General features: G+C 42.0%; 11 protein-coding genes. All 11 read right to left on the bottom strand.

Going from position 1 to position 10,116, the window contains the following annotated elements; translation table 11 throughout:
• A partial coding sequence (locus tag IH879_12900; GenBank protein ID MCH7675836.1) for a cation diffusion facilitator family transporter occupies window positions 1-469 on the bottom strand: 469 nt, incomplete at its 3' end.
• A 415-nt stretch (window positions 470-884) separates the two neighbouring features.
• The gene (locus IH879_12895; protein MCH7675835.1) at window positions 885-2,186 is read right to left on the bottom strand and encodes a hypothetical protein; all 1,302 of its coding nucleotides are present in this window, start codon (window positions 2,184-2,186) and stop codon (window positions 885-887) included.
• 59 nt (window positions 2,187-2,245) lie between these two features.
• Window positions 2,246-2,995: a YceI family protein gene (locus IH879_12890; GenBank protein ID MCH7675834.1), complete on the bottom strand. Its 750-nt coding sequence runs from the start codon at window positions 2,993-2,995 to the stop codon at window positions 2,246-2,248.
• Window positions 2,996-3,029: 34 nt separating this feature from the next.
• Window positions 3,030-3,671, bottom strand: coding sequence for a YceI family protein (locus IH879_12885; GenBank protein ID MCH7675833.1), 642 nt, complete (start codon window positions 3,669-3,671; stop codon window positions 3,030-3,032).
• Between the two features lie 26 nt (window positions 3,672-3,697).
• On the bottom strand, window positions 3,698-4,081 hold the full coding sequence (locus tag IH879_12880) for a response regulator (GenBank protein MCH7675832.1): 384 nt from the start codon (window positions 4,079-4,081) through the stop codon (window positions 3,698-3,700).
• Window positions 4,082-4,324: 243 nt separating this feature from the next.
• A complete protein-coding gene (locus tag IH879_12875; GenBank protein ID MCH7675831.1) occupies window positions 4,325-5,746 on the bottom strand; it encodes a hypothetical protein in 1,422 nt (473 codons plus the stop codon).
• An 86-nt stretch (window positions 5,747-5,832) separates the two neighbouring features.
• A complete protein-coding gene (locus IH879_12870) occupies window positions 5,833-7,191 on the bottom strand; it encodes a sigma-54-dependent Fis family transcriptional regulator (protein MCH7675830.1) in 1,359 nt (452 codons plus the stop codon).
• A gap of 9 nt (window positions 7,192-7,200) precedes the next feature.
• Window positions 7,201-8,685: a PAS domain S-box protein gene (locus IH879_12865; protein ID MCH7675829.1), complete on the bottom strand. Its 1,485-nt coding sequence runs from the start codon at window positions 8,683-8,685 to the stop codon at window positions 7,201-7,203.
• Window positions 8,686-8,761: 76 nt separating this feature from the next.
• Window positions 8,762-9,244, bottom strand: coding sequence for a CBS domain-containing protein (locus IH879_12860; GenBank protein ID MCH7675828.1), 483 nt, complete (start codon window positions 9,242-9,244; stop codon window positions 8,762-8,764).
• Between the two features lie 57 nt (window positions 9,245-9,301).
• Complete coding sequence (locus IH879_12855) at window positions 9,302-9,709, bottom strand: universal stress protein (GenBank protein ID MCH7675827.1); 408 nt, start codon at window positions 9,707-9,709, stop codon at window positions 9,302-9,304.
• Window positions 9,615-9,998: a universal stress protein gene (locus tag IH879_12850; GenBank protein ID MCH7675826.1), complete on the bottom strand. Its 384-nt coding sequence runs from the start codon at window positions 9,996-9,998 to the stop codon at window positions 9,615-9,617. Before IH879_12850 ends, IH879_12855 begins: the two co-directional genes overlap by 95 nt.
• Window positions 9,999-10,116: the final 118 nt, after the last annotated feature.

The raw sequence follows: 10,116 nt of genomic DNA, 5'->3' as shown, positions 1-10,116 counted from the left end.
CCTCAAGGATGATGGAGTGATATTTTTTCCCTTGTCGAATGAGGTACCAACCCAGGCCTCCATTGATTACAGTAGCAAGCATAATAAAGCCAATGCCCTGCTCAATGTTTTCCAAATATTGTCCAGTTAGCCATTTTTCAATGGATTCGTAAAGAATGTATAACCCGGCAACAATAATCATGGCGCCTTCAAACCCCGCAGAGAAGAAGCTAATCCGATCGTGGCCATAAAGATGGGTCTTGTCTGCTGGCTTCATGCTTAACCACAGGCTGAAAGCAGCAAATGAAACAGCGAACACGTGCACCACGGATTCCGCTGCGTCAGAAAGAATCGCGGCCGATCCAGTTATCACAGATGCATAGATTTTGATGATCAGCATGAGCAAACCAACGCCAAGTGAAAGGCGCATGGCAAATTTCAAGGGTCGCGCTGCATCATTCAAAATTTGTTTGTCTTTGTTAGTGTACATTTTACCTCGGTGCTATGAAAACTAAATCAAGGATTGAATCTATTCAATGTAGGTATGAAAACTATACTGTGTCGAAGGTAAGTAATTCAGACCTAACCAGCAAATCCATAGAACCATAAATGAAATAGCCATAAATGAAAAGGCCAAAAAGCCGAGTTGGAGCCGTGCGGAATTTTGATGATAATGGCGCACGTGCAAATAAATCAGATAAGAACTCCACGTTAAAAATGCCCAGGTTTTTTTGGATCCCAGGTCCAGTAATGCCCTGGGGAGAAAATTCTTGGAAAATGAATGATTTTGCAAAAATGTTTTGAGTGAAACATTGGGTACCTTCTTTCTGTCATGCTAATTATCATTGGCGCAGCCGTTTATGGCTGCGCCAATATTCACCACTTGGGATTGACACTAACCCTAACTAAAACCCAATTGCTGCTTCAGCCATGATGCCTTTAAAGTTTGCATCGGAGTAAATGCTGCTTTCCGCAAAATCATTGTAGGACTGACTAACGTATTCAATTTTCGCGACAACGTTGTCGGTCAAAAACCATCCAAAGGCTAGTTGAACTCTGTTTATTGTAACCTTTTCAGCATCCGCATTAGCTAGCTTTCCACTGGCGCTGTTAAACCTGGCGCCACCATACCATTGTTCAGAGGCTCCAAACCGGTAGATGACTTCTCCTGCAAGCTGATTCCAGGTTCGTGTATCATTCGAGTTTCTGGAATCGCCTCCGCTTGAATTTTCATAGGTGCCAAAAAACTCTAATCCGTTCCATTTCAGGAATGGATTGATCATGATCGCAGTCAATTTTCCCGAGAAATTGGGATTCCAACGGCCTGATCTGAAATTATCCCTGGTAGCAGTTATGCCTTGCATTACACTGTAGTAGCGCGAGCCGGCTCTATCGCCACTGTACAGGTATATCTGTTTGGCGTTTCCATTAGTATATATGGAACCGGTCAGTCTTAATCGTAAATCAGGGTTTACCTGTTTATCAAAGCCGAGCTTTCCGAGAAATGCCAGGCTTGTTTGTCCCGGGCTGGTGACATCTTGGTTTAGTTTACCGTTGGAAAATCCAAGCATTCCCAGAAAGCCATTTGTTTTTAAATAGGCTTCCGCACCGACCTCAGTAGTAAAGCTGTCCATTATGTAATTACCGACAAATGGGTTGTGCAGGCTTGCTGAATTATCAGACCGTCTAAAGTGCGCATCGCCATAGTTGATTTCCATATGCCCTACTTTGAGCGTGACCACGTTCATTACGTTATCAAGAAAACCGGGGCTCACAAAGTCCAACCTGTCAACCTGCAAGTAGCCGCTTTTCACGTACGGTTCAGGGTGATGCCTTGAGGAAAGGTAGGTCCGCAAGTGCATTCTTAAACCATTGTGGAGTTGGACATCCAAATCAAGGTTCGCGGTTGCCAGGTTAAAATTGTTTTCCAGTTCTATTAATTCATTAATGTTCGAGCCGTTCCCGTCATCAACAAACAGAGCTGAATTGCTGTGATTCATGCCCTGAAATTGAAGCGTCGAGGAACCACCCAGTATTACTTTTAAGCCGACAAACTCGCTTGTTTCTTCTTTTGTAGTTTCAAACATATTCAGCCCATGCTTATCAGCCGGTTTGGAATACTGTAATTGCCGGTCCTGACTCGTTTGGGCAAATAGCGAACTAACAAAGAAAAAAGACATTAGTAAAACACTTGTTAAAGTTTTCATAATATACCTCCTTTGGGGTTTGTGGTTTAACTGTTAAGTAATTATAATTATTACTTATTTTATTCATTTAGTTTATCGAAGCATTTTGATTCCAAAACTTGACTTAAAATCTGATTCGAACTTTCCAACTGATTCCCTGCAATGTTAAAATGATTAATTGTTCCTGCTGTTTGTTTGGCCTCAGCGTAAATATCGAAGGATATTGATAATTCAGGTTTTGCTTTTATCAACCCGAAAAAAGCTGTCGGTGGCTTAATATTAAAATCACGCATGGAAATAGAGATAAAGCCAGTAATCTGAAAAGTATTATTGGAAAGAGGCCGTACTTTGACATCCATTTCAATTCTTTTCGTCGTTCCTGCAAGTGTCAAGTTTCCGATCGTATTTATCGAATACCAAACCCCTTCGGAGTTGGGCGCTTCAATCAATTCCGATTTCGTCAATTCATATTCAATGATTGGGTATTGATTTTCTTTAAGTGCATTGTACATATCCTTGTTCATCCTATCGTTTCTGCAATCGAAACTCCGAATCGGGATAAAGAAATAAAGTGAAGTGTTGGTTTCAACATTTTGGAAATTGTTCACTGGCAAAAAAATATCTTCGGATCCAAAGTAGGCATATCCGGTTAATAATTCTGTCTCGCAACTGAACTTGTTAATGTTTGTTTTTCCATCCATCCAAAGCCGGCTTCCTGGCAGTGTTTCGTAAGGTCCTAAGCTTATGGTCTGCGCCGAAAGTCCATTTATGAGTGACAATGCGCCAATTAACGCTCTTAGCAGTATTCGATTGACTTGATGTGAGTTCATGATTTTCTCTCTGGTTTTAAGCCTGCATTCCAAGCTAATTTAGGCTTATTTGAATACTTGGAATTAATGCGATTTCAAAATAAACTGTGATTTCATTACCCGTCTTAAGCCTACCGAAAAACATGGTTGGCGGCTTTATATTGAAATCAGTCATTAGCAATTTTTTGCTGCCTGTGAATCGAATAGTACCATTCGGTTCGAGATTTCCTATTACCTCTAAAGCAATTGTCTTCTCCACACCTGCAACTTTCACATTTCCCATGGTCTTAAGCTGTACCTGATCCTTCCCAGCTTCTGGAGAAGCAGTCAATTCTAAACTTGTTAGTTCGAAGATAATTTCCGGATGGTCGTCAGCTTTCAATAATTTGCGCATCTTTTTGTCCATCTTCCCTTTGCCGCTATCGATACTCAAAACAGGTATTTGAAGGATACCCGCAATTGCTGCATTGCTAAATCTTATTGTGGTTGAATCTGAAATCATCTCTTTCATAATAAAAGAGCCGGTTATTTCCTTCGCTACACATTTATAGCCATGTAGAGTTGAAGTACCTTCAAACCACAGTTTGCTCTCTGAACTGATTATGTATTTATACTGGGGAGCATCTTGAGCTTTAACTAGATAAACTTGAATGATGACCAGCACAAGAATTAAACAAGTATTTTTGAACGATTTCATTTCTATTCTCCTGGTTAGTTAACTAATTAATTAAGATTGTTGTTTAGGGCCATACTTGCATATGTAAGAAGCTTCTTCATTTTGAGCGGCTTCTGCAGAACAGCGAATGCGCCAGCACTCATCGCTTCTGAGTAATTGTCCGCAGAGCCATCAACCGTAATCATGATAACTTTTGATTCCGGCGTTTTCTCTTTTACTTCGTGCAACAATTCCAGTCCCGATTTGCCCTGCATGTGCAGATCCAATAGAATAAGAGGATACACTCGCTTGTTAAGCATTTCGCTTGCCTGGCTGCCATTTGAAGCTGAGCTAACATGATAACCAGCCTTCTGCAAAATTCTTTTTAATGAGCGCCTAAATTCAGAATCATCTTCCACGATAAGAATTCTATCTTTAGTTTGATTTGACATCAGTTGTCTCCAAATCTTCTGAAATTAACTCATTCATGAATTCCTTAAGAAATAATTGTGCCAGCTTTTCAAAGGAAACAAAAAAGCCGATTGCGTATCCGCAAGCGGCTATAAATCAATGAGTTAATTCGCGTTTGCTTTAGAACTGGTTCGCGAGTTGGCCGTTTAGATTATTCTTAGATGTGGGAAAAAATAGAGGTGACATTCTTAATATTAGGAATGAGAAGAGGATAGACAATGATTTCATGAATTCGTTTTTCTTAAATTAATCCATAAACAAAGGACTGCAAAAATTCCAAAGATTCCCGAAAATGCGAAGGCGCTTTTTGTAACTTCCATCAAAATAGGCGTGTCCATTAACATCGAGGGCGGCAGCATTAATGGCAGTATACGACCAAGGGTCGCGATGTTGACTAACCAGAAGGTTGCGCCTACTAACTTTGGGATGGCGACTTTTTTCTTATGTATGAAGCCGGGGATCATGCGAACAGACATCCCCAAAATAAGATTAGTTACAAACCCTAACAAATACATATGACGGATTGCATCGTTTAAATGGACAAAATGGCGTTCGGTAATAAAGGCAATGCCGGTTACGATTTCAAAAACTGCACCTAATGCCAGCCAAAAGTAGGCCGCATATATCAGCCGTTCAAAGCTGCCAAATTCACCATAATCCGGAAGCCCCGGACGCGTCGGTCTGCGGTCTGGTGCTGGATGCAGGACACGATTCACTGTCCATGGGTCTTTGCGCCGGGTGAGAAGATCCAGTTGCCAAATAAACCAAATAATAACACACCCCTTAAGGATCGAGCCGGCATTTGAAAGCCATAAAGACAAATTAGGTGAGAGGCTCAGCAGCGTTGGCAACTCCAGGATCATTTCCAAAGACAAGGAAACTAAATAAACAAGGGCAACACCACGAACATTCCAGTTCGGTGCATTAAGACGAAGATAAAGAGGAAAGGTGCGGATTGAAAATGCGAACGATACCGGCAAAAGAACGAGTCCGATAAATGACTTTATAGCGAATTCATTCCAGGCATCGTCCAGAACCACCGAGCCATTGACAGCGGCGTCAATTAACAAAATTAGATTTAGCCCCCCGTACAAGAACCATCCCGTTAGCATCATCCCCATGAATGGCGCTATCGATTTCAAAGTCTGTCTTTTGCCTTTTTCTTTCGATTCTCTGTACAACCCAAGGATAAGAATGAGATAGAAGATTATACCCAAAAACTCCAGCATGCCAGACGCCGCAACCAACAGATTGAGAGAAACAAAGAATTTACTCTCGATGATGTAGGGAGTGACTGATTGACCGATGCTGCGAACAATTAGCCCGGCTGTCATCAACCAGAGAACCTTTCGCACCAATTTCGGATTGGAAAAAGCCACCCCTGTGAGTCGAGGCATAAAATGGAGGCTCATTCCCATAATAAATAGCCCGGCCCACCCGACCAATTGTACATGACCATGTGTTTGAATCAGACCTACAAAGCCATCGCCCAGGTTAAAATCATAGCCAATCACAAAAGTTAAATGGGCGCCAATGGCAAATCCGGCAAATAGCGCGAATCTTAACGCTGTCCAAATATAATTTATTTGGAACGCCAGTTGTTTAGTTTTGGGTAGAGGATACGAATCAACTTGAACTGAATTCATTTTGTAAGCGGTTAAACTCAAGGTGATTTGGTGGGATTATACCGGTTCAACAAACATTTTAATGAGACATAAGAAAAGTTGCCAGGTTAATTTTTCAATTCTATCTGGAGTTCAGACATTTTGCGATAAAGTGAAGATAAGCTTAATCCTAAAATCTCTGCGGCTTTGCTTTTATCGTTTCCGGCTGCTTGCAGCGCTTTTAAAATGCTTTCTTGTTCGATTGTTCGAACAGAGGACTTTAGATCACCGTTTAATTTTTGTAAGGAGGCAATTTCTGAGGAAAGTTGCGTGAAGTGCTGCATGGTCAAGATGTTGGAATCACAGAAGATCATCGCCCGTTCAACAGCATTCTCTAATTCGCGGACATTGCCTTTCCATGGATAGTCCATTAATGTTTTTAATGTTTTTTCATCTACTACAGTAATTTGCTTGCCAAGTTGTGAATTATATATTTTTATAAAATGATTAATCAGCTCAGGAATATCCTCGACTCGTTCCCTCAATGGGGGGATGTTGATTCCCACTACATTCAAGCGGTAATAAAGATCTTCTCGAAAGTTACCTTTCTCGACTTCGGTGGCTAAATTCTTGTTTGTGGCGGCCACGATGCGCACATCGATGACTTCAGGATTAGTGCTACCGACGGGCAGTATCTCTTTCTGGTCGATAGCTCGCAAGAGTTTAACTTGCAGATTTAACGGCACGCTAACGATTTCATCCAAGAAAATCGTCCCGCCTTCTGCTACTTTGAACAAACCCTTTTTGTCGCGCAACGCCCCGGTAAACGCGCCTCTGACATGTCCGAACAGTTCACTTTCAATGAGATTCTCGGGAATCGCGCCGCAATTGATTGGAACGAATCTTTTGTCGGCAAACGGACTTTTTTTGTGAATTGCCTGCGCGATCAATTCTTTGCCGGTGCCGCTTGCGCCGGTTATCAAAACTGTTGTTATTAGGGGTGCTACTCGTTCAACCATTACCAGCACATCTTGCAGGGCCTGACTTTTACCAATGATTTCATCATAGGCTTTACCCTTTCCAAGTTGCGCTTTGAGGTAGGTATTTTCTTGCCTTAAATTCTGCCTCTCAATAGCCCGTTCAATCGTACTCAAGATCACTGCTTTTTTGAAAGGCTTGGTGATGAAATCATAGGCGCCTTCTTTCATCGCTTCGACTGCAGTCTCTACTGTACCGTACCCGGTAAGTAAAATCACTTCTGTGTTTGGTGTCTTCTTTTTAACTGCACGTAAAAGCTCCAGACCGTCCCCATCAGGCATTTTCAGATCCGACAAAACAATATCCACCGTAACTTTAGAGAGGATCTTTATTGCATCGTTTCCCGAGCCAGCCGTCTTAGTGATATATCCTTCTTTGCTTAAAACTTTTTCCAACGAAGTTCTAACGCTTACTTCATCATCAACAACTAATATCGATTTAGGCTGCATCTGTATTCCTCATGGGTTCTCATTAAGCGGCAGTTCTATTCGAAATGTCGTTCCCTGACCAATTTTACTTTCACAGTAAATTTGGCCTTTATGTTCATGGATAATTTGCTGCGATATAGCTAACCCAAGTCCCGTTCCAAAATCTTTAGTTGTAAAAAATGGATTGAAAATTTCATTCACCTTATCCTCAGGAATTCCGTGACCTGAATCCTGGATTCCGATAATCGCAGTTTCTATATTTCGCTCGGTCCAGATGTTCAGGGTGCCCTGATCCGGCATCGACTCAATTGCATTTCTGATAATATTCAGAAAAACCCTTCTAAGTTGCGCTCGATCAAACCGAACTTGTAATTCCTTGCTCAGGCCTTTACTCGTTAATTTAATGTTTTTTTGATTGAACTCTTCAACTAAGAGTTTCAGCATTTCTTTTAAAAGAGAGTTGAGATTTCCTTTGATTGGCTGTGATTCCGGAAGTCGGGAAAACTGCAAATATTCATCTGTCAGTAAAGTCACCCTGTCGATCTCCCGAATCATCGATTTGAGAAGCGACTTAGCCTCATGGATATCCACTGAGTCTTGACTTTGAATCTCTTCTTCCAGGAGTTCGGCGTTTAAGCTTACCGACGACAGTGGATTTCGAACTTCATGTGCGACTTTGGCCGCCATCTTGCCAATGATTGCCAAGCGTTCCGAATGCAGGATCTGTTGCTGCAGCGCCTTTTCTTCGCTTATATCGTGAACGATTCCCGTAAACATTCTTTTATCGCCAAGAAAAAACTCGCTCACGGATAAACGAATTGGGAAAGTTATCCCATCTTTGCGTTGGGCCACTACTTCGCGACCTATGCCGATAATCTTTTTCTCCCCGGTCTTTAAATAATTTGCAAGGTAGGTATCGTGGTCTTCCCGATAAGGTGACGGCATAAGTACGTCGACATTCTTCCCAATCACTTCATTTTCAGTATATCCAAAGAGTTTTTCAACTGCTGAATTTACAGATTCAATAATGCCTGTTGCATTTATGGTGATAATACCATCAACGGCTGTTTCTAAAATGGCCCGAATTCTGGCTTCACTTTCCTTTAAAGCTTCCTCAGCTTTAGAACGCTCAGTTATGTTGGTAATAAAGCCTTCCAGAGCAATCAACTCTCCGTTTTTAGAAAACACACCCTGGCCTTGTTCCCAAACCCATTTTTCTTCCCCCGCAGCCGTTTGGATTCGATAGACCACTCGGAAAGGTTCGCGCACTTCAAGTGCCTTCTGGACTTGTTCCCGTACTAATGGCTGGTCGTCCGGATGAATCAGGTTGTTGTAGGCCACCCTTTTATTGCCGATTAGATCAGAAGGTTTGTAGCCGGTTAATTCGAGGCATCCTTCGCTGACAAACTCCATCGTCCAGTCCCGGTCATTAAGACACCGGTAGACCATACCCGGAAGATTGCTCATCAACATGGAGAGAGAAAATTGACTATGTTGTTTCAACTCCGAAGCCATTATTCGATGTCACCTATTTGCTACGATAAGATAAAAACTGTCAATCAAAAAACAAGGATCAAAGTTGGTATGCCGGCTAATTGGCATGGTCTCGAATGGCTTTTAACATATCCAAAGTCGTAATAATCCCGACCACTTTTTCATCCCGGGTCACAAGCAACCTGTGTATGCGCCCGCCGATCATGATGTCAGACATGGCAGAAATAAGTTCGGTTTCTTTGACCTTGAATATGAGTGGGGTCATGATATTTCGCACCGTTAGTGAGTCATCCTCTTCAAGATGAAGCTCTTGAATTTCATCGCTATTCAAGTTATCCTCCCAGCCGCTTAAATAGTAATCTGACTCCCGTTTATCATTCACGATTGCCGTGCGACGTTCGTCATTTCTGACAATATCCGAAAGAGAAACTACACCGACTAATTTACCATCTTTATTCACCACAGGGGCACCCGAGATCATTTTTTCAGTAAAAAAATTTGCAAGCTCATGCACCGACAAATCCTCCTCAACAGATATGACACTTGGGTTCATGATGTCTTTGGCTATCAGATTTTTCATGATAGTTCTCCTAAGTTAAACTTTCCAGTTTTGAAAACCTGGAAAGCCTTTATTAATTTATGTAACCGTCAATACAGGAACATCTGACTTTCGTACAACTTTTTCTGTTGTCGAGCCAATGAGCAATTTTTCCAGTCCGCTGAGTCCGTGCGTCGCCATCGCGATCAGATCCACGCCCTGATTTTTGGCAAAATTGACAATCTCTGAATGGGGATTTCCCTCCCTTACGAAAAATTCAGTGTTTACATTCTGAGAAATGTCATCCTTAACAAATTCTTTGAGAAAAGTCATCGATTTTTCTAACAAATTTGGATAGATGCTAAAGATGGACTGCTCGCCCATCACATAATAAGCCGGATGGACACGCTGGTCAATGACATGCAAGAATTCTAAAGATGCACCGAACACCCCCGCAAGGCTTGTCGCATATTTGAGCGCCTGCTCTGAATGGTCTGAAAAAATCAATCGGCACAAGGATGCTTTTAATGGCTGGCAGTTCATACATTTCCTTTTCTTGATGAGAAATGGTCAACACGGGACATTTCGCATGACGTACCACTTTTTCCGCTACACTCCCAATTAGGAAATGGCCAAGAGCAGACCGTCCATGTGTTCCCATGACGATAAGAGCAGCTTCATTTGAGTCCGCATAATTTACGATTTCTTCGGCGGGAGAAATGCCGCGTACAGTGACTTTATTAACCCGTAACTTGTCGAAATGCAAATCAAATTGATCCATATCGGCCGACAGCATTTTGGTCCATTATAGTATACAAGGCTTGCAGGTCGGGAAAATGGCGCCGCGGGTTATTCGGATCGTCTTGAAAAAGCGCAATGACATGGAACAAAGTTAACTTGTTATCAAATTTGTC

This window comes from candidate division KSB1 bacterium, from assembly GCA_022562085.1.
Taxonomy (GTDB): Bacteria; Zhuqueibacterota; Zhuqueibacteria; order Oceanimicrobiales; family Oceanimicrobiaceae; genus Oceanimicrobium.
This window is presented reverse-complemented; position numbering and strand designations above follow the sequence as displayed.

Excerpts from the sequence above, each read along its gene's own strand:
- IH879_12895 (MCH7675835.1), bottom strand. The coding sequence starts at position 2,186 with ATGAAAACTTTAACAAGTGTTTTACTAATGTCTTTTTTCTTTGTTAGT.
- IH879_12890 (MCH7675834.1), bottom strand. The coding sequence starts at position 2,995 with ATGAACTCACATCAAGTCAATCGAATACTGCTAAGAGCGTTAATTGGC.
- IH879_12885 (MCH7675833.1), bottom strand. The coding sequence starts at position 3,671 with ATGAAATCGTTCAAAAATACTTGTTTAATTCTTGTGCTGGTCATCATT.
- IH879_12880 (MCH7675832.1), bottom strand. The coding sequence starts at position 4,081 with ATGTCAAATCAAACTAAAGATAGAATTCTTATCGTGGAAGATGATTCT.
- IH879_12875 (MCH7675831.1), bottom strand. The coding sequence starts at position 5,746 with ATGAATTCAGTTCAAGTTGATTCGTATCCTCTACCCAAAACTAAACAA.
- IH879_12870 (MCH7675830.1), bottom strand. The coding sequence starts at position 7,191 with ATGCAGCCTAAATCGATATTAGTTGTTGATGATGAAGTAAGCGTTAGA.
- IH879_12865 (MCH7675829.1), bottom strand. The coding sequence starts at position 8,685 with ATGGCTTCGGAGTTGAAACAACATAGTCAATTTTCTCTCTCCATGTTG.
- IH879_12860 (MCH7675828.1), bottom strand. The coding sequence starts at position 9,244 with ATGAAAAATCTGATAGCCAAAGACATCATGAACCCAAGTGTCATATCT.
- IH879_12850 (MCH7675826.1), bottom strand. The coding sequence starts at position 9,998 with ATGCTGTCGGCCGATATGGATCAATTTGATTTGCATTTCGACAAGTTA.